The organism is Corynebacterium singulare (assembly GCF_000833575.1).
Taxonomy (GTDB): Bacteria; Actinomycetota; Actinomycetes; order Mycobacteriales; family Mycobacteriaceae; genus Corynebacterium; species Corynebacterium singulare.
Genome location: NZ_CP010827.1, coordinates 2,565,122 through 2,583,586 on the forward strand (window position 1 = coordinate 2,565,122; position 18,465 = coordinate 2,583,586).

Below are 18,465 nucleotides of genomic sequence, written 5' to 3' on the forward strand. Positions count from 1 at the left end.
TTCTACTCCTTGTCCCAGGTTCCAGCGATCTAGTCGGTGTGCAGGCCGCACTCGGTCTTTTGCGCAAACGCCCAGCGTCCCGAGCGAGGGTCCTCGCCCTCCGCTACCGGCAACGTACAGGTCTCGCAGCCGATCGAGGGGTAGCCCTGGGTGGTCAGCGGGTGGATAATCAGGTCATTGTCCGCGATGTAGGCGTCGGTGTCCTCCAGCGTCCAGGTCACCAGCGGTGAGATCTTTAGCCGGCCCGTCTTGTCCAGGCTCAGCGCAGGCGCCTCGGCGCGGGTCGGGCCGTCGTCGCGGCGCACACCGGTGATCCAGCCGACGTAGGGGCTCATGTGCACCGCCAGCGGCTCCACCTTGCGCATCCGGCAGCAGGCGGTGGGGTTCCGGCGGTACAGGTTCGGCCCGTACAGCTCATCCTGCTCGGCGCGGCTCAGCTGCGCGGTCGCGCGGACCAGGCGGTTGTCCGGGTAGCGCTGCTCCACCTTGTCCGCCACCTCGAGTGTCTCCGCGAAGTGGTACTCGGTGTCCAGGAAGAGGAAGTCGGCGCCCGGCAGGAACTGCTTGGACAGCTCCGCCAAGACCGTGTTCTCCATGGACAGCGTGACCACGAGCGGGCCTGGCGCGTGTTCATGGGCCCAGGTGAGGATGTCGGCCGCGGTGGCGTCGTAAAGCGATGCGGCGTACTTGTCCACGAGCTCGGCGTTGCGCGCGGCGGTGGCCTCGTCGAGCGGCGCCGTCGTGGTCGGGCCGTCGGGGCTGACCTCGGGGTCTTTGTATTGCGAGCTGTCGCCCTGCAAAAGGTTGATCATTTCGTGCCTCCAGGGTTGCGCGCCACCGAGGTGTGCCCGTGGCGAGCGAGTGAATCTTGCAGTGCCTGCGGGGTTGACGGCGCGGGCGCGGGGGCGTGGTCCGGGTCGTCCTGCCCGTAGAACTTCACCTCGAAGATTCGCAGGCAGGCATCGCACTTCCATGCGAACTCGGTCTCCTCATCCGGCCACAGGCCCTCGCCCGAGCAATATGGGCAGAAGGTCGGGTGGTTGCGGTTCGGGTTCGGCTGGCGGCGAAAGCTCATCGCAGCTGCTCCTCGTCGGCCCGCAACAGGTACTCGCGGAAGAGTTCCCCCTCTTCGCGGTTGTCCACGTAGTTCTGCACGACGCGGGTGACGTACTCGGTGAGCTCGGTCGACGCGACCTTGTGGCCGCGCAGCTTGCGGCCAAAGTTGGCGCCCTCGCCGACGGTGCCGCCCAGGTGCACCTGGAAGCCCTCGACACGCTCGCCGTCCGCGTTGGTCACCGTCTGGCCCTTCAGACCGATGTCGGAGACGTGGTGGCGGGCACAGGCGTTGGGGCAGCCGTTGAGCGAGATGGTGATTGGACTGTCCAGATCGCCGAAGCGCTCCTCCAGCTCGTCGGCAAGCTCAATGGCGCGGGACTTGGTGGTCACGTGCGCGAGCTTGCAGTACTCGAGCCCGGTGCAGGAGAGCAGGCCACGGCGGAACTCGCTGGGCTTGGAGTACAGGCCCAGGTTCTCCAGGTCCGCCTGCAGCGCCTCGGCCTTGTCCGGGGCGATGTCAAGGATCAGCAGCTCCTTGAACGGGGTGAAGCGCATGGAGGTGGAGCCGTAGCGCTCCACCAACTCGGCGACCTCGATGAGCTGCTCGCCGGACATGTGCCCCAGGGTGGGCTTGACGCCGAGGTAGACGTTGCCGTCGCGCTGCTCGTGCACGCCGATGTGGTCGCGGTCGATGAGGTTGGTGGGCGCCTTCGGGCCATCGGGCAGCGCGTAGCCGAGGTACTCGTTCTCCAGGACCTCGCGGAACTTGGCCGCGCCCCACTTGGCCACGAGGAACTTCAGGCGGGCGCGGTTGCGGAGGCGTCGGTAGCCGTAATCGCGGAAGATGCGCACCACGCCGGCCCACACCTCGGGAACCTGCTCGAAGGTGACAAAGGCGCCGAGGGACTGCGCGAGCATCGGGTTGGTCGACAGGCCGCCGCCGACGTAGCACTCGAAGCCGGGGCCGAGCTCCGGGTGCTCGACGCCGATGAAGGCGAGGTCGTTGATCTCGTGGACGACGTCCTGGCGCGCGTTGCCGGAGATGGCGGTCTTGAACTTGCGCGGGAGGTTCTGGAACTCCTCGTTGGTGACGATGTCCTGGATCTCGCGGATCGCCAGGGTGGCGTCAATGATTTCGTCCTTGGCAATGCCCGCGACCGGCGAGCCCAGGACCACGCGCGGCACGTCGCCGCAGGCGTCCCACGTGTTCAGTCCAACGGACTCGAGCTTCTCCCAGATGGTGGGCACATCTTCGATGCGCACCCAGTGCAGCTGGATGTTCTGCCGATCGGTGAGGTCCACGGTGGAGCGCGCGTAGTCGCGCGAGATCTCGCCGACCACGCGGGCTTGCTCGGTGGAGCAGATACCGCCGTCGAAGCGGATGCGCATCATGAAGTACTTGTCTTCCAGCACCGAGTTGTCCTCGCCGGTGTGCTCGCCGCCGAGATTCTGCTTGCGCTGCGTGTACAGGCCGAGCCACTTGAAGCGCGGGTACAGGTCCTCGCGGTCGATCGAGTCGAAGCCACCCTTGGCGTAGGTGTCAATGACGCGCTGCTTGACCTCCAGGACGGGTTCGCGCTGCTTGAGCTCCTCGTCGTGGTTGAGGGGCTCGGTGCCGTCGATAAGCCACTGCCCCTCTGGCTTCTTCGCGCGCTCCTTCACGGCGCGGGTCGCCGTCGATGCTGGCATGCCTTCCTCCTTAATGAACAGACCGAGCGGTCTATGGCGTGCGGCACTAAATTTCCGTGCGGTCGAGTTTGCCGTACTGAGCGGTCTACGGCAAGTACTATTTCCTTCCCCCAGCTCATCCAGCGGTTTTTACCTGAATGTTTTCCAACTTGCAGCGAGCAGTTCGCTTCTCGACGCCACGCCGCACCCGCACCCCTTGACACCAACCCATTTTTAGACCAAGCTGTCTGTACGCTATATTGCTCCAATATTAACGGTTCCCTACCTTGAAAGGACACCCTCACTGAGTTTACGTGTCGCCGCCGTCGGCGCCGGCCCCGCCGGTATTTACGCCTCCGACCTCCTCCTCCGCAACGACGAGCACGACATCCACGTCGACCTCTTCGAGCAGATGCCCGCCCCCTTCGGGCTGATCCGTTACGGCGTCGCACTCGACATCTCCCGCATCCTGGCCAAGACCGGCGACGAGCTCCTGGTCACCGAGATCCCGGACAACGTGTACGAGTCCCTGAAGAACAACAAGGCGGAGACGGTCCACATGTTCGGCCGCCGTGGCCCCGCGCAGGCCAAGTTCACCCCGAAGGAGCTGTGCGAGATGGACCTCTCCGACACCATCCAGGTGCTCGTGGTCCCGGAGGACATTGATTACGACGCCACAAGCGAGGAAGTCCGCCGTGCCGACAAGTCCGTCGACCTGAACTGCCAGGTCCTGGAGCAGTACGCCATGCGCGAGCCGGACGACGCGCCGCACAAAATCTACATCCACTTCTTCGAAGAGCCGGTCAAGGTGCTTACCGACGACTCCGGCGCCATCACCGGCCTCCGCACCGAGCGCCAGGAGCTGGACGGCAACGGCGGCATCACGGGCACCGGCAAGTTCACCGACTGGCCGGTCCAGCAGGTCTACCACGCGGTGGGCTACCGCTCCGAGCCCGTCGACGGCGTGCCCTTCGACGTGGAGCGCAACGTCATCCCGAACGACGGCGGCCACGTTCTGGAGACCATCGAGGACGACGCCGGCTTTGAGGACAAGCTCTACGTCACCGGCTGGATCAAGCGCGGCCCGATCGGCCTGATCGGCAGCACCAAGTCCAACGCGAAGGAAACCACCGACATGCTCATCGCCGACGCCAGCGCCGGCAAGCTCGCCACCCCGTCGCACACCGGCCCGGACGAAATTCTCGAACTGCTCGACGAGCGCAACATCCCCTACACCACCTGGGACGGCTGGTACCGATTGGACGAGGCCGAGCGCAAGCTGGGCGAGCAGTCTGCCCTGCCGCGCGAGCGCAAGAAGATCGTCGAGTGGGAGGAAATGGTCGAGCACGCCCGCGCCGGCCAGTAAGCGGATTAGTCCCAGTCTGCCGCCGCCGGTCCGCCCGGCAGGCGCTATCCTGGTCTGCATGCAATGGCTGGCCCGGATCTGTTCGCTCCCGCTCGCGCTGCTGGCGCTCGCGGCGGCCTGGCTGGCGGTCGCGCCGTTCACCCCGCGCATCCCCTATTGGGGCACGGGGTCGCTCATCGGCCCCGAGTACATCGGGCCGGTGCTGCTGATTGGCCTCGCCACCCTCGTCGCCTCAGCGGCACTGAGCTCCGTTTCCAAGGCGAACCTAATTCCAGCGGCGGTAGCCGCGCTGGCTGCCGTCGCCAGCAGTTCATTGCTCGCCACGCAGGTTGCGAGCGCGCGGCAGGCGGGCACCGACGTCGACCTCGCCGCTACCTTGAGCTGGGACGGGCTAGAGAAAACCGACCACGGGCCCGACGCCACGGCCACCTACGACACGCACGGCGGCGACGACCTTGACGTAGACGTCTACACACCCAGCGTGGGCGGTGCACGGCCCGTACTGCTCTACGTTCACGGGGGTGGGTGGGACCAGATGAGCAGGCGCTCGCAGGCCTACAACATGCGGCGTATGGCGGACGCTGGCTACGTCGTCGCTTCGATCGACTACACACTCGCGCGTCCCGGCCGCCCGACGTGGGACACCGCCGCGGGTGAAGTCGGCTGCGCTCTGTCGTGGGTGGGACGCCACGCTGGGGATTACGGTGGCGACGCTAGCAAGATCTTCACCTACGGCGAGTCAGCCGGGGGCCAGCTGGTCCTCAACGCCACCTACGACGCCGCCGCCGGCACCTTGGCCTCCGACTGCGGTGGCGCCCCAGCGGTGCCGCGGGCCGTTTACGTAGACTCCCCTGCGCTGGATATCCGCCGCGTGTACTCGGCGGGCGACCCGTACGCCGGGCAGGGTTCAAAGGACACGGCGGTGAAGTACCTGGGCGGCGCTCCGGATGAAGTGCCGGCGCGTGCGAACTTTGTCACATCCGCCAACCACGTCACCGACGCATCCCAGCCGACGATGATCTGGCGCAGCGACCACGACCGGCTCGTTCCCCCAGAGAGCTACGACGCATTCCGCGCGGCGGCTACTGCGCACGGCGTCGCATTGACAGAGCAGGTCCGCAGGCACGCGGACCACGCTTCGGCGCTGAGCGCCCACGGGGTGTGGAACCAGAACCTGCTGGCCACGATGCAGCGCTTCTTCGCCGAGAACGGGGCGAACGCATGAACATAACCTGGCAGCGAGCGACCGTGCTCATAGTCGTCGCGATCCTGACCTTGCTCTTCGCTTTCGACTGGGTCACAGTCCAGTCCCCCTACGGTGCGGCCGGTACCGCCGCCGGCGCCGCCCTCATCACCGTGTGCGGTGCCTGCTGCGCGGCGTACCACGTCCGCCCCGCCGCAGCTGTCGCCGGGATCGCCGCGTGCGCCAGCTTCGCGCTGTGCCTCGTTGCGCTGAGCGTCCCCCTCTACTGGGAACCGGCGCTCGCCTTCGGTGCGGTCGTCACCTCATCCCGCGTCCCCCGGCGCGACCGCACCTGGTTGACCGTCTGGCTCCTCGCGATACCCACCGTCGCACTTTTCACCCACAGCATGTTCACACCGGACTGGCCGGGCGGCCAGTCCGCGTGGCGCGCCGCCGCCGTCGCAGTCTGCACGGTGGCGCTATCGTGGGTGTTTCTAGGGTTCTTTTTCCTTCTCGGCGTTCAGCTTCGCAACCGGCGGGAAAAGATCTCCGAGTTGGAGCAGCAGATCGAATTCGCTCACGTCCGCGAGCGCACCCAGATCGCACGAGAGATGCACGACATTGTCGCCCACACTCTCGCCGGGATCACCACCCTGGCGGACGGTGCGCGATACGCATCCAAACACAACCCAGAAGTGGCCAGGGAGGCCCTTGAAACTATCAGCGCTGAATCACGCACCGCGCTGTCGCAGATGCGCGGACTGCTCAGCGTGTTACGCGACGACGATGCCACGGCACCCACCGGCGCTGCCCCGGGCCGACGCGACTTCACCGCGCTGTTCAACGACGCCCGCGCCCATGACCTCGACTTAACTGTCGCGGGCTTCGACGAGCTCCCGGAGGATGTGCCGCCACTCACGCTCTTCACCCTCTACCGTGTCTGCCAGGAGGCCATCACTAATATGCTGCGCCACGCGCCCGCACCGGAAGGTGCGCTCACCTTTTCCGCCGACGCGAAGTCGGTGCGTGTGGAGGCGGTCAACGCTGCGCCGAAAAGCAAGCACGGCCCCGACGGTTTCGGGCTTGTAGGCATCCGCGAGCGAGTCGCGGCGCACGGCGGGCGCGTGAGCGTGACCGACGACGGCGGCGAGTTCGTCCTGACCGCGGAGGTACCACGATGATCAACGTCGCGCTTGTGGACGACCAGCCGCTCGTGCGCACCGGCTTCTCCCTGCTCGTCACCTCCCAGGACGACATGGACGTGATCTGGCAGGCGGGCGACGGCGCTGGGGTGGCCGGGCAGCCGGCGGCGGACATCGTGCTCATGGACATTCAGATGCCCGGCACGGACGGCATCGAGGCCTGCCGCGCGTTGCTCGCCGAGCACCCGGACACCCGCGTCATCATGCTGACCACCTTTGACGAGCGCGACCTCGTCCTCGGCGCACTTGACGCCGGGGCCTCCGGGTTCCTGCTCAAAGACGCCGACCCTGACGAGCTGCTCGACGCGCTGCGCACCGTCCACGGCGGCGACGCGGTACTCGCGCCGAAGGTGACGCGCCACGTCATCGGCGCCGCGCAAGCCCCCGAGCAGCGGGAGGCGGCACGCAACGAGGCAATGCTCGAGCGACTCACCCCGCGCGAGGTGGAGGTCCTGCGCTTGGTGGCGCTGGGCTACTCAAACCAGGAGATTGCCGAGGCCGAAACGCTCTCCCCCGCGACGGTGAAGACCCACGTGCACCGCATTCTGTTCAAGACCGAGTCCCGCGACCGCGTCCACGCCGTCCTCTTCGCGTTCCGCGCGGGCTTGGTGGGCACCGGTGAATTGCTGGGCCACTAGCCACGTACACCCCAGGGTGTACGCGCCCATTTACACCCGCGGGCGGACGATTTCGCCTGCGCCGCGCGCGATTGTGAGAACCATGATTGAAGTTCACAACCTGACCAAACGGTATTCAAACTCCACCGCCGTCGACGCGCTGTCGTTCACCGCGCCGGACGGCGACGTCACAGGCTTCTTGGGCCCGAACGGCTCCGGCAAGTCCACGACCATGCGCATGATCGTCGGGCTAGAAACCCCAGACGAGGGCGAGGCGCTTATCGACGGCTCCACTTTCCGATCCCTCGACCAGCCCGCACGCGCCGTCGGGGCGCTGCTCAACCCAGAATGGATCGCCCCGCACATGACTGGGCGCGACCACCTGAAGATGGTCACCGATTACGCCGGCGTGCCGGAATCCCGCGCCAACGAGGCGCTTGAGGCGTTCGGGCTCGCGGAAGCAGCAAAACGGAAAGTGAAAAACTACTCCCTCGGCATGCGCCAGCGCCTCGGCGTGGCCAGCGCGCTGATCGCGGACCCATCCAACGTCATCCTGGACGAGCCGGTCAACGGCCTCGACCCGCAGGGCGTCGCCTGGATGCGGGGGCGCATCCGCGAGATGGCCGCCGAGGGCCGTGCGGTAGTTGTCTCTTCGCACCTGATGAGCGAGATGCAGCTCACTGCGGACCGCCTTGTGGTGATCAACCGCGGCCGCCTCGCCGGCGAGGGCCCGCTCGAGGACTTCCTGGGCTCCAACCGGGTTGAGGCGACCTGCAGCGACCCGGCACGGCTGGCTGAGGCCGTCGGCGGCCAGGTCATCGGCGACTCCGTTGTCGTCGACGACGCCACCGTCCGAGACGTCGGCGAGGCCGCCCACCGCGTGGGCGTGACGGTGTACTCCCTCCAGGAATCCCGCCGAAGCCTCGAAGAAGTGTTCCTGGAGTCGACGAAATAGGACGTAGGAGGTTTTCCATGCACACACTGAAAGCAACGCTGCGGGAGGTCTTTTCCCACCCCGCGACGCGCATCCTGCTCGCGTTTGTCGCGGCCGCCCTCATTCTCGGGCCCATGGCCATCGCGATGCTCTTCGGCCCCAACGGTACAAGCACCGCAGACCCTGCAATGCTGCTCATCCCGGCCAGTTTGATGCTCCCCATGGCGTTCGCCGCGGGCGCTTTCCCCGCCGGCAGCGCGCACTCGCGCGGCACGATCGGCTACGCCTACCTCGCGTCGAACCACCGCGGTTGGGAGCTCGCATGCCGCGTCGGAATCTCAGCTCTCGCCTGCACGCTGACGGCGTTTGCCGCCTCGGCGATCGGGCTTGGCGGCGCGCACGTGTTTGTTGACAGCGTCGCTCTGGGCGGCGCCGACAGCGCGGATATGGTGCGCAACCAGGCCGAGCTGTGGATCGCGTACCCGATACTCGCGGCCCTGACAGCCGTACTGCTCGGTTCGGGCACCGCGTCCTTCTTCGTCTGGGTCGTAGAGTCGGTCATTGTGGAGACTGCCCTCAGTGCGATCAACCAGCCGTGGGCCGCAGCCCTGGAGAAGATCCTACCGGGCGGCGCGGCCGGGAACGGCACGGCCGGCGTGGTCACTATCGCGGTCTGGGTCGCGGCCCTTGCCGCCGCCGCGTACGCTTCCGTGCAGCGGAGGGCCGTGAAATGAGCATGAAAGAGAGCACAAGACATGCCGGTGAGCGCACCACCGCCCGTCGGCGGTTCGTGGCCCCCGACCTCGCCCGCGGTTTCGCTCTAGTCGGCATCGCGATGGCCAACATAGTCACCGACTGGGATCCAGCGGAGGGTGTCGACCACGCGGCGGGCCTCGGCGGCTACAACGGCGACGGCACCGCGTGGGAGAAGCTGCTCGTCTTCCTAGAGACGCTCTTCGTGCATGTGCGCGGCCTACCCATGTTTGCCACCCTCCTCGGTGTTGGCATGGGCATGATTTTTGTCAGCCTCGAACGACGCGGCTACCCGCTGCGCGCCCGGCGCGGGGTGCTCGCGCGCCGCTACGGGTTCCTGTTCCTGTTCGGTCTGGTGCATAAGACGCTGTTTTTTACCAACGACATCATGACGGCCTACGGCATCGCGGCACTTATCCTGTGCTTGTTCATCGGGTGGAGCGACAAGGCCCTCTACGCCCTCGCAGGTGCTGCGTTCGCCCTGTACACGGCGCTTCAGGCACCTGGCGTATTCGCCGCGTTTTCGTCGACAGCGGAACCGATAGACGGCAGCCCCGCGCGCATCGTCGACCTCAGCGACCGCATAGCCGCGGGCCTGGCCAACTTCTGGGTGTACCCGGCAATGGGCGTGATCGAGATGCTCGCCTTCTTCCCGCTTGTCGTGGTCGGGTTCGTCTGGGGCCGCCGCGGTATCTTCGGCGACGTCAACGGCGACTCCCGGATGCTCCGCGGGTGGGCGATTCTTGCAGCCGTAGTTATCGCGGCCGTCGGCATCCCGTGGGGCTGTGCGGAAATCGGCGCGCTCGAACCCAGGTGGGCTACAGGGCTCAATGCCACCAACGGGCTCGTCGGCATGCTCACCGGCCCCGGCATCCTCGCTGCCATCTCCCTCGCGTGCCGGCCGTTGCAATCGCGTATCAACGCCTCCGGCCCCCTCCCGCACCTAGCCCAACCGCTAGTGGCGCTGGGGAAACGTTCCATGAGCGGCTACCTTGCGCAAACGGTCCTGTTCACCCTGACCACCCAGCCCGCGTTCTGGTGGGCGACCCGCGACGCAGCAATCTCCGGAAAGCTTGGCTGGGCGGTGCTTATCTGGCTGGTTACGGTGGCTGGTGCGTGGGCGCTCGAGTGGGCCGGCAAGCCGGGTCCGTTCGAGTGGCTGCACCGTCGTCTATCGTACGGCAAAGACGGCCTGCCCGAGCACTACCCCGGCTAGGCCGCCCGGAGTAGACGCAGCCGGAGTTCGCACTGCGCCTGCGCACCCCTTCGGCCCGTTGTTGCTCCCGCCGGTCTAAGATTGCCTCAGACAAAAAAGAGAGGGGCACCCATGGAACTCGTTCGCATACTGTTATCCCGCTCCAAGCCCTATACCGGCTACGTCATCGCGGTGCTCCTACTGCAGGCGCTCTCCACCGCGGCAACGCTCTACCTGCCGTCGCTGAACGCGAAGATCATCGACAAGGGCGTGGCTAAAGTCGACATCGACTACATCTGGCACACCGGCGGCATCATGCTGGGCGTGGCCTTCATCCAGGTCATTGCCGCCATCGCCGCCATCTGGTTCGGCTCACGCACGGCGATGGGCTTAGGCCGCGATCTACGCTCGGACGTCTTCCGCCGCGTGACCCGCTACTCCGCCGAGGACATGAGCCACTTCGGCACCGCCACCCTCATTACCCGCGGCACCAACGACGTCCAGCAGATCCAGATGGTCTACATGATGATCCTCAACTTCATGGTCACCGCCCCCATCATGTCCATCGGCGGCATCATCATGGCCATGCGCGAGGACGCCGGCATGTCCTGGCTCGTCGTTGTCTCCGTCGTCGTGCTGCTGGCGGCCATCTCGGTGCTCATCGTCAAGCTCATGCCGCTCTTCCGCGCCTGGCAGGGCAAGCTCGACACCATGAACGGCACCCTGCGCGAGCAAATCGCCGGCATTCGCGTCGTGCGCGCCTTCGTCCGCGAGGACCACGAGGCGGAGCGCTTCCGCACCGCCAACCGCGACCTCACCGACCTCTCCCTCAAGGTGGGTCAGCTGTTCATTCTCATGTTCCCCATCATCACCGTCATCCTCAACGTAGCCACCGGCGCGGTGCTATGGTTCGGCGGCCACCGCGTGGATGAGGGCCTCGTGGAAGTCGGCTCGCTCACGGCCTTCCTGCAGTACCTCCTGCAGATCCTCGCCGCGGTCATGATGGGTACCTTCATGGCGATGATCCTGCCGCGCTCCATCATCTGCGCGCGCCGCATCACTGATGTCCTCGACCACGCGCCCTCCATCGACGAACCCGCTAACCCCATCGTCCCGGAGCGCTCCGCGGGCGTGGTCGAGCTGCGCAACGTCACCTTCCAGTACGCCGGCGCCGAGGAGCCTGTGCTTCGCGACGTCTCCTTCACCGCCACCCCCGGCACCACCACCGCGCTCATCGGTGCGACGGGCTCCGGCAAAACCACGGCGCTCTCCCTCATCCCGCGCCTCTACCTTCCCACCGAGGGCCACGTGCTTCTCGACGGGACGGATGTCGCCGAGATGAAACGGGGGGACGTCGTCAAGCGCGTGGGCCTCGTGCCCCAGAAACCGTATCTGTTCAGCGGATCCGTGGCCTCCAACCTGCGCCTTGGCGCCCCGGACGCCACCGACGAGGAACTGTGGGCGGCGCTGCGCACCGCGCAGGCGGACTTTGTTGAGGACCTCGACATGCACATCGCGCAGGGCGGCACGAACGTCTCCGGTGGGCAGCGTCAGCGCCTATCGATTGCCCGCATGCTCGTCGCGCGCCCGCTGGTGTACCTGTTCGATGATTCCTTCTCGGCGCTGGACGTGTTGACGGACGCCGCCGTGCGCGAGGCCATGCGCGAATACACCGCCCACGCCACGACGATTATCGTGGCGCAACGCGTGAGCTCGATTGTGGACGCGGACCAGATTCTGGTCATGGATGCTGGACGCATCGTCGCGCGCGGCACGCATGCGGAGCTGCTGGAGAAGTCCGAGACCTACCGCGAAATCGTGGAATCCCAGAAGACTGCGGAGGTGGCATAAATGGCTGAGCACAATACCTTGAACGAGGAGACCACCGCCGAGTTTGAGCAGAAAACCGGCGAAAACGCTCCGCGCAAGGCGAAGAACTTTTGGCCTTCTGCGAAACGGCTCTTTGGCCTGCTTGCTCCGTTCAAGGTGCAGCTGTGGGCGATTGCGGCGATGAACATCGTCTGTGTGTTCCTCGCCGTGGCCGCGCCCAAGGTGATGGGTAAGGCCACCGACGTCATTTTTTCCGGCGTGATTTCGCGCCAGATGCCCGCCGGCATCACCAAGGAGCAGGCTATCGCGGCGCTGCGTGCGGGCGGCCAGGACAAATTCGCGGACATGGCCTCCGCCATGGACCTCACCCCGGGCCTCGGCATTAACTTCTCCAAGCTGGGAACCATCATCCTCATCGTCATCGCGATGTACGTGGTGTCCTCCCTGTTCCAGTGGTGGCAGGGCTACCTGCTCAACTCGCTGGTGATGAAGGTGGTTTTCGACCTGCGCGAGAGCATCGAGGCCAAGCTCAACGCGCTGCCGCTCAACTATTTCGATACGCAATCGCGCGGTGACCTGCTTTCGCGCACGACCAACGACGCCGACAACATCCAGTCCGCCCTCCAGCAGGCCATTTCGCAGCTGTTTTATAACCTGCTCATGGTCGTGGGCATTACGGTCATGATGTTCACCGTGTCTTGGCAGCTGGCCCTCGTGGCGCTGCTGGCGCTGCCGCTGACCGCGGTGGTCGTCGCGGTGATTGGTTCGCGCGCGCAGAAGCAGTTCAAGGCGCAGTGGAAGGCTACTGGTGACCTCAACGGTCAGATTGAGGAGGCCTTTTCCGGTCACGATCTCGCCACCGTCTTCGGCCGCATCGACGCCATGACGGAGGACTTCGATAAGCGCAACGCCGAACTCTTCCGCTCCGCCTCCCTGGCGCAGTTTCTCGCCGGCATGCTCATGCCCATCATGCAATTCATCTCCTACCTGTCCTACGTCGTCATCGCGGTGCTCGGCGCGCTCAAGGTGGCTGCCGGCAACCTCACGCTGGGTGATGCCCAGGCCTTTATCCAGTACTCCCGCGAGTTCAACCAGCCGCTGGGCCAGCTCGGCGGCATGATGCAACAGGTGCAGTCCGGCGTGGCGTCGGCCGAGCGCGTCTTCGAGTTTCTCGACGCCGAGGAAGAGTCCCCCGAGCGCACCGTCACTGCCTTGGGCGGCCGCGCGAAGGGCCTCGTGGAGTTCGACGACGTCGATTTCTCCTACGACCCAGAAAATCCGCTCATCCAGGACCTGTCGCTGCGCGTGGAACCCGGCCAGACTGCGGCGATCGTCGGCCCCACAGGTGCGGGTAAAACCACGCTGGTCAACCTCATCATGCGCTTCTACGACATCGACTCGGGCACGATCCGCCTCGATGGCATCGACACCGCCGAGATGTCCCGGCACGAGCTGCGCTCGCAGGTGGGCATGGTGCTCCAAGATGCCACCGTCTTCGAGGGCACCATCATGGATAACATCCGCTACGGCCGCCTCGACGCCACCGACGAGGAGGTCATCGCCGCGGCGAAGGCTACCTACGTCGACCGGTTTGTCCACTCCCTGCCGGAGGGCTACGACACCAAGATTGATCAGGATGGCGGCGCGATTTCCGCCGGTGAGCGCCAGCTCATCACCATTGCCCGCGCCTTCCTGTCCCAGCCCGCGCTGCTCATTCTGGATGAGGCCACCTCCTCTGTGGATACCCGTACCGAGATGCTCGTCCAGAAAGCCATGAATGCTCTGCGCGCGGACCGCACGTCCTTCATCATCGCGCACCGCCTGTCCACGATTCGGGACGCCGACGTCATCATCGTCATGGAATCCGGGCGCATCGTGGAGCAGGGCACCCACGCTGAGCTTCTCGACGCCCACGGCGCCTACCACCGCCTCCACCAGTCCCAGTTCCGCGAGTCCTAACCCCCGGCGCGGCACGCCCAGCGGCGCGCTTCAGCACAGGCTCGCACCGCTGTACGTCCCCCTGTGCGGCGCTTCCTGCGCCGCACGCTAGTCCACGCTTACTGAGATCACCGGAGCCTCAAAGGAGTCGGCCGTGAGGTTGGCCAGTTCGAGGGTGACGTTGGTGAGGGAGAGGTGGTCCATGAGGACGTCGGGAAGCGCAGCGTTGGGGGCCGGCGGGATGCCGAGCTGATCGAGGACGTGGTTGATGTCGCCGGTGAGATCCACGGTGACCGGCACGGTGCGCGCGCCTTCGATGGCGGGCGTGGCCGTCAGGGAGGTCGCCACGACCTTCACGCTGCCCTCCACCGTGGTGAGCGCGCCGTCGGTGGTGAGAAGGCCATCGCCAGCATTGCCGGGCAACGTAATGGCCAAATCACGCGCGACGAGGCGGTCTCCGGTCAGTTCCAGGACGCGCGCCTCGCCGTCGCCGGTGGGTGTGGTGCTGATGGTGGCGCCCACGTTGCCCCGCAGCGTCACCTCTGTTGCGGTTACCGTGGAGAAATACGGCTGCGCCGGGGCAACCTGCGCGCTCACCGCGCCTCCTCCCACGACCTTCGCGCTCACCGCGACGACCACCACGGCCGCCGCCACCGCTTTCCGTGAGCGCGAAGGGCGGGCCACGCGACGCGGGGCGGTCGGGCGGGGCTTAACCATCGCTGGGCTCCCAGGCCAAGGTGAGCGCGCCGCCGACGATGCCGAGCAGCGAGCCGATGAGGAAGCCGCCGAGGTTCGAGGTCGGCACGGCGATGACCGCGACAATGATGCCGAGCACGCCGAGGTAGGTCGCGGTGGCCGGCCGGAACCAAGCGCCGAGGCCAAACATGACGAGCAGCGCGCCGATGAGCAGCGTGGACACGCCAGAGACGGTGGAGATCATGACGAGGAGGTCCGAAATCTTCACCGTGAAATACGCCGGCGTGGCGATGACGATGCCAGAGAGGATGAGCAGCAGGCCCGGGATGAAGGGACGCCCGGCGCGCCACTGCTGAAACCGCGCCCGGCGCGTCTGGGTCGTCGCCGCAGGGTCGGTGCCGGTGTCAGTGTCAGCAGACATTGCCGCGTCCTCGCTCCACGGACACGCCAACATTCTTTGCCGAGAGGGTTTTCGCGCCGATGGACGTGGCGCGGACATCGTCGGCGGTCAGCGATACGTGCTTAGCGTAGAGGCCCCACGTGCCGGGGTCGGCGGTCTGGGAGAGCTGGCGGGCATCAATGCCCACGTTGGCGTCCTGCATGACCAGCGACCCTTCGATATCTGAGGCGCCGACGAGGAGGTCGGTGGCCTCCACGCTGTTATCGCCCTTGGCCTTGAGCGCGAGCGTGGACTCGCCCACCGCGGGCAGGTCGGTGGTGACATAAAGACACAAGTCCGAGGCCACGGCATGCTCCAGCTTCAACCGCGCGGTGGGGACGTCCTCCTCGCCCTTCTTGTCACTGTCCACGAAGAGCGAAAATCCTTCGCCCTCCAAGTGACGCATGTTGACGTTGAAGAACGTGCCGGACAGCGCCAAATTCGCCGTCAGACCGCCCTGCGCCACCGCAACGCCAGCCACACCGAATGCGGCGAAGCCCGCCACAAGACCCGCCGCAGCCTTCGGAACACTAATTCTGCCCACAACGCCTCCTTCAACGTAACCCTCAAAATGATAGCTGAATCCCGACTCCCGGATTTCAAGCCCAAGGCCTTAAGGTAGGAGGCAGCATTGAGCCAAGCGATAAAGGAGCGCGCATGTACGGCTGGGTTGCCATCGCCGCATCGATCCCGGTGTGGCTGTATTTCTTCCACCGAGTCGGGGTGCTCTTCCGCTTCGTCCGCTCCGGCGGCCCCACGCAGCTCAACCGCACCGACCGCCCCGCCGCGCGCCTCGGCCGCGTGATCACCGAGGTCTTCGGCCATACCCACTTCAAAGGCCGCCCGCTGGTCAACGCGGCGCACTGGCTGGTCATGGTGGGCTTCCTCTTCGGCATCGTCGTGTGGTTTGAGGCCTATATCCAAACCTTCGCGCCGGGTAAGGGTTGGCCGTGGCTCAGCGACTGGCCGGTCTATCACTTCATCGAGGAAGTCCTCGGCATCGCCACGGTCCTGGGCATTGGTTTCCTCGCCGCGGTGCGCCTCAAGCTCGGCCACACCGAGCGCGGCAGCCGCTTCTACAACTCGCAGGTCTTCCCGGCGCGCCTGGTGGAGGCCATCGTGTTCATCGAGGGGCTCGGCATGCTGCTGGTGAAGGCCTCCACCATCGCTACCTACGGCGGTGGGTCGCCGTGGGCTGATTTCGTGACGATGCATGTGGCGGGGATGATGGGGACGTCGCCAAGCATGGTGCAGTTCTTTGCCCTGGTGAAACTCCTCTCCGGCCTTGTCTTCATCGCGTGCATCGCGCGCTATTTCCAGTGGGGTGTCATGTGGCACCGTTTCATGGCGTTCTTCAACATCTTCTTCCAGCGCAACGCCGACGGCGCGAAGGCCCTGAAGTCCCTGCCCACCCCGGACCTGGAGGAAGACCTCACGCCGGGCAGCTGGAAAATGCTTCTCGACGCCACCTCCTGCACCGAATGCGGCCGCTGCCAAGACCTGTGCCCCGCGTGGAACACCGAGAAGCCGCTGAGCCCGAAGAAGGTCATGATGGACCTGCGCCAGGGCGCGCTGGATAATTACAACCCGCACGAGGGGCTCAACGTGCTGGCCATGGCCGGCACGATCGATGACGACGTCCTGTGGGCGTGTACCAACTGCGGCGCCTGCGTGGACCAGTGCCCGGTCGATATCGAGCACATCGACCACATTGCGGACCTGCGCCGCTTCAAGGTGCTGGCGGAGTCCGATTTCCCGTCCGAGCTCACCGGCATGTTCAAAAACATCGAGACCAAGGGCAACCCGTGGGGTCGCAACGCCTCGGAGCGCCGCACGTGGATTGATGAGGCGCGCGCCGACGGCATTGAGGTGCCGATTATCGGCGAGGATGCCACGGATTTCTCGGACCTGGAGTACCTGTTCTGGGTGGGCTGTGCCGGTGCCTACGACGACCAGGGCCGCGCCACGACCCGCGCCGTGGTGGACATGCTGCACACCGCCGGCGTGAAATTCGGTGTGCTGGCCACCGGCGAATCCTGTACGGGTGACCCCGCGCGCCGTGCCGGCAACGAGTTCCTCTTCCAGGTGATGGCGGAGCAGAATGTCGCCGCGCTTAACGACGCCTTCGCCGGCGTCCCCACCGGCCAGCGCAAAATCATCACGACATGCCCGCACTGCTTCAACACGATTCGCAACGAATACCCCGACTTCGACGGCCACTTTGACGTGCTGCACCACACGCAGCTGCTCAACCGTCTGGTGCGCGAGAAGCTTCTGGTGCCGGTTCCGCGCTCGCCGGAGAACCGCCGTCCCGTCACGTACCACGACCCCTGCTTCCTGGGCCGCCACAACAAGGTCTTCGACCCGCCGCGTGAGCTCGTCGAGGCCACCGGTGCCTCCTTGGCGGAAATGGACCACAACCGCGATGAGGCGTTCTGCTGTGGCGCGGGTGGCGCGCGCATGTTCATGGAGGAGCGCACCGGCCAGCGCATCAACGAGTTCCGTTCCGAGCAGGCGGTGGCCACCGGTGCCGCCGAAGTGGCCACGGGTTGCCCGTTCTGTAACGTCATGCTCACCGGCGGCGTGAAGGCTGTCGCTCCGGAGGCGCAGCCCAAGGTCAATGACGTCGCGCTCATGCTTCGCGACGCCATCGCTCCCTCTGGCGACCTCCCCGCCCCGCGGGAGAAGGCCTTCCTCGACACGCCGCGCCGTCTGCCTCTCTCCCCCGCCGCCTCCGCGACGGAAGCTCCCGCGCCAGCGTCCGAGCCCGCAGCTCCGTCCGCTCCTGCGCCTGCCGAGCCGGCTGCTCCTGCGCCTTCCGAGCAGTCTGCGCCCGCAGCACCGCCTGCGCCCACCGCGTCCGCAACTCCTGCTGCTCCAAGTGCCCCCACAACACCGGCAGCCCCCTCCGCACCGACCGCACCGGCTACGCCAGCCGCTGCGTCGTCGCCAGCGCCCGCTGCGCCGAGTGCACCTGCCGTGCCGTCAGCGCCCAGCGCGCCCACCGCTCCGGCAGCGCCGAGTGCTCCGGTTACGCCTTCTGCTCCTAGCGCCCCGTCAGCATCGAATGCACCCAAGGCGCCTGCCGCGCCATCCGCTCCCGCTGCACCGAGTGCGCCTAAGGCACCTGCGGCTCCCAAGACTCCTAAAGCCCCAGCTGCGCCTGCTGCTCCTGCGGCACCGGCGGCTCCCCCAGCGCCAAGCGCACCGGCGGAAACGAGTGCTCCACAGGCACCGGACACACCCGCCGCACCCGCAGCGCCGAGTGCACCTGCCGCGCCGTCAGCACCGAGTGCACCTGCCGCGCCGTCAGCGCCGAGTGCGCCTAAGGCACCCGCAGCACCTAGTGCTCCAGCGGCCCCATCTGCGCCGAAGGCACCCACTGCGCAGGCGGCCCCGGGCGCGCCTGTTGCACCGGCGGTTCCGGCGGCTCCGGCTGCGCCTGCTGCGCCGGGAGTTCCGCAAGCGCCTCAGGCGCCCAGTGCTCCGGCGGCACCACAAGCACCAGGCGCAGCGGCGTCACGAAACGCCCCCGACGCGCCGAAGGCCCCGACGCCACCGACCGAGGACTAGTGCGACGCCGCCCAC

Annotated in this window: 17 protein-coding genes; 10 read left to right on the plus strand and 7 right to left on the minus strand. The window is 66.4% G+C overall.

Features of this window, described 5'->3' with window-relative positions:
• Positions 1–29: 29 nt before the first annotated feature.
• From CSING_RS11775 to CSING_RS11785, 3 genes are read right to left on the minus strand one after another with little or no spacing between them, the layout of a single operon-like run.
• A complete protein-coding gene (locus CSING_RS11775; protein WP_042532536.1) occupies positions 30–812 on the minus strand; it encodes a phosphoadenylyl-sulfate reductase in 783 nt (260 codons plus the stop codon).
• Complete coding sequence (locus CSING_RS11780) at positions 809–1,075, minus strand: hypothetical protein (RefSeq protein ID WP_042532538.1); 267 nt, start codon at positions 1,073–1,075, stop codon at positions 809–811. Before CSING_RS11780 ends, CSING_RS11775 begins: the two co-directional genes overlap by 4 nt.
• The gene (locus tag CSING_RS11785; RefSeq protein ID WP_042532540.1) at positions 1,072–2,745 is read right to left on the minus strand and encodes a nitrite/sulfite reductase; all 1,674 of its coding nucleotides are present in this window, start codon (positions 2,743–2,745) and stop codon (positions 1,072–1,074) included. Before CSING_RS11785 ends, CSING_RS11780 begins: the two co-directional genes overlap by 4 nt.
• 283 nt (positions 2,746–3,028) lie before the next feature.
• Here CSING_RS11785 and CSING_RS11790 point away from each other — a divergent pair, with 283 nt between their 5' ends.
• A complete protein-coding gene (locus tag CSING_RS11790; protein ID WP_042532543.1) occupies positions 3,029–4,090 on the plus strand; it encodes a ferredoxin--NADP reductase domain-containing protein in 1,062 nt (353 codons plus the stop codon).
• A gap of 153 nt (positions 4,091–4,243) precedes the next feature.
• Here the strand turns inward: CSING_RS11790 and CSING_RS14100 are convergent, their stop codons facing one another.
• Positions 4,244–4,513 (minus strand): hypothetical protein, encoded by a 270-nt coding sequence (locus tag CSING_RS14100; protein WP_236684080.1) that lies wholly within the window; start codon positions 4,511–4,513, stop codon positions 4,244–4,246.
• Between the two features lie 58 nt (positions 4,514–4,571).
• Between CSING_RS14100 and CSING_RS14105 the strand changes: the two genes are divergently transcribed.
• From CSING_RS14105 to CSING_RS11830, 8 genes are all read left to right on the plus strand, one after another.
• A complete protein-coding gene (locus CSING_RS14105; RefSeq protein WP_236684076.1) occupies positions 4,572–5,315 on the plus strand; it encodes an alpha/beta hydrolase in 744 nt (247 codons plus the stop codon).
• The gene (locus CSING_RS11800) at positions 5,252–6,454 is read left to right on the plus strand and encodes a sensor histidine kinase (protein WP_144403146.1); all 1,203 of its coding nucleotides are present in this window, start codon (positions 5,252–5,254) and stop codon (positions 6,452–6,454) included. Before CSING_RS14105 ends, CSING_RS11800 begins: the two co-directional genes overlap by 64 nt.
• Positions 6,451–7,113 (plus strand): response regulator, encoded by a 663-nt coding sequence (locus tag CSING_RS11805; RefSeq protein WP_042532547.1) that lies wholly within the window; start codon positions 6,451–6,453, stop codon positions 7,111–7,113. The genes CSING_RS11800 and CSING_RS11805 overlap by 4 nt, the downstream gene beginning before the upstream one ends.
• Positions 7,114–7,195: 82 nt before the next feature.
• Positions 7,196–8,047, plus strand: a complete 852-nt coding sequence (locus tag CSING_RS11810) for an ATP-binding cassette domain-containing protein (RefSeq protein ID WP_042532549.1) — start codon at positions 7,196–7,198, stop codon at positions 8,045–8,047.
• Between the two features lie 17 nt (positions 8,048–8,064).
• On the plus strand, positions 8,065–8,760 hold the full coding sequence (locus CSING_RS11815; protein ID WP_042532551.1) for a hypothetical protein: 696 nt from the start codon (positions 8,065–8,067) through the stop codon (positions 8,758–8,760).
• Positions 8,757–9,995 (plus strand): DUF418 domain-containing protein, encoded by a 1,239-nt coding sequence (locus CSING_RS11820; protein WP_084226215.1) that lies wholly within the window; start codon positions 8,757–8,759, stop codon positions 9,993–9,995. Before CSING_RS11815 ends, CSING_RS11820 begins: the two co-directional genes overlap by 4 nt.
• A gap of 111 nt (positions 9,996–10,106) precedes the next feature.
• A complete protein-coding gene (locus tag CSING_RS11825) occupies positions 10,107–11,825 on the plus strand; it encodes an ABC transporter ATP-binding protein (RefSeq protein ID WP_042532555.1) in 1,719 nt (572 codons plus the stop codon).
• Complete coding sequence (locus tag CSING_RS11830) at positions 11,826–13,763, plus strand: ABC transporter ATP-binding protein (protein ID WP_042532557.1); 1,938 nt, start codon at positions 11,826–11,828, stop codon at positions 13,761–13,763.
• 87 nt (positions 13,764–13,850) lie between these two features.
• Here CSING_RS11830 and CSING_RS11835 read toward each other — a convergent pair whose 3' ends face one another.
• From CSING_RS11835 to CSING_RS11845, 3 genes are read right to left on the minus strand one after another with little or no spacing between them, the layout of a single operon-like run.
• Positions 13,851–14,459, minus strand: coding sequence for a hypothetical protein (locus CSING_RS11835; RefSeq protein WP_042532560.1), 609 nt, complete (start codon positions 14,457–14,459; stop codon positions 13,851–13,853).
• Positions 14,452–14,859 carry a DUF6114 domain-containing protein gene (locus tag CSING_RS11840; protein WP_042532562.1) on the minus strand — a complete coding sequence of 136 codons (408 nt, stop codon included), beginning with the start codon at positions 14,857–14,859 and terminating at the stop codon, positions 14,452–14,454. The genes CSING_RS11835 and CSING_RS11840 overlap by 8 nt, the downstream gene beginning before the upstream one ends.
• Positions 14,849–15,421: a DUF6230 family protein gene (locus CSING_RS11845; RefSeq protein WP_042532563.1), complete on the minus strand. Its 573-nt coding sequence runs from the start codon at positions 15,419–15,421 to the stop codon at positions 14,849–14,851. Before CSING_RS11845 ends, CSING_RS11840 begins: the two co-directional genes overlap by 11 nt.
• A 113-nt stretch (positions 15,422–15,534) precedes the next feature.
• Between CSING_RS11845 and CSING_RS11850 the strand changes: the two genes are divergently transcribed.
• A complete protein-coding gene (locus tag CSING_RS11850; protein WP_042532565.1) occupies positions 15,535–18,450 on the plus strand; it encodes a (Fe-S)-binding protein in 2,916 nt (971 codons plus the stop codon).
• Positions 18,451–18,465 lie beyond the last annotated feature (15 nt).

Excerpts from the sequence above, each read along its gene's own strand:
- CSING_RS11810 (WP_042532549.1), top strand. The coding sequence starts at position 7,196 with ATGATTGAAGTTCACAACCTGACCAAACGGTATTCAAACTCCACCGCC.
- CSING_RS11780 (WP_042532538.1), bottom strand. The coding sequence starts at position 1,075 with ATGAGCTTTCGCCGCCAGCCGAACCCGAACCGCAACCACCCGACCTTC.
- CSING_RS11850 (WP_042532565.1), top strand. The coding sequence starts at position 15,535 with ATGTACGGCTGGGTTGCCATCGCCGCATCGATCCCGGTGTGGCTGTAT.
- CSING_RS11820 (WP_084226215.1), top strand. The coding sequence starts at position 8,757 with ATGAGCATGAAAGAGAGCACAAGACATGCCGGTGAGCGCACCACCGCC.
- CSING_RS11815 (WP_042532551.1), top strand. The coding sequence starts at position 8,065 with ATGCACACACTGAAAGCAACGCTGCGGGAGGTCTTTTCCCACCCCGCG.
- CSING_RS11830 (WP_042532557.1), top strand. The coding sequence starts at position 11,826 with ATGGCTGAGCACAATACCTTGAACGAGGAGACCACCGCCGAGTTTGAG.
- CSING_RS11805 (WP_042532547.1), top strand. The coding sequence starts at position 6,451 with ATGATCAACGTCGCGCTTGTGGACGACCAGCCGCTCGTGCGCACCGGC.
- CSING_RS11825 (WP_042532555.1), top strand. The coding sequence starts at position 10,107 with ATGGAACTCGTTCGCATACTGTTATCCCGCTCCAAGCCCTATACCGGC.
- CSING_RS11775 (WP_042532536.1), bottom strand. The coding sequence starts at position 812 with ATGATCAACCTTTTGCAGGGCGACAGCTCGCAATACAAAGACCCCGAG.
- CSING_RS11840 (WP_042532562.1), bottom strand. The coding sequence starts at position 14,859 with ATGTCTGCTGACACTGACACCGGCACCGACCCTGCGGCGACGACCCAG.
- CSING_RS11785 (WP_042532540.1), bottom strand. The coding sequence starts at position 2,745 with ATGCCAGCATCGACGGCGACCCGCGCCGTGAAGGAGCGCGCGAAGAAG.
- CSING_RS11835 (WP_042532560.1), bottom strand. The coding sequence starts at position 14,459 with ATGGTTAAGCCCCGCCCGACCGCCCCGCGTCGCGTGGCCCGCCCTTCG.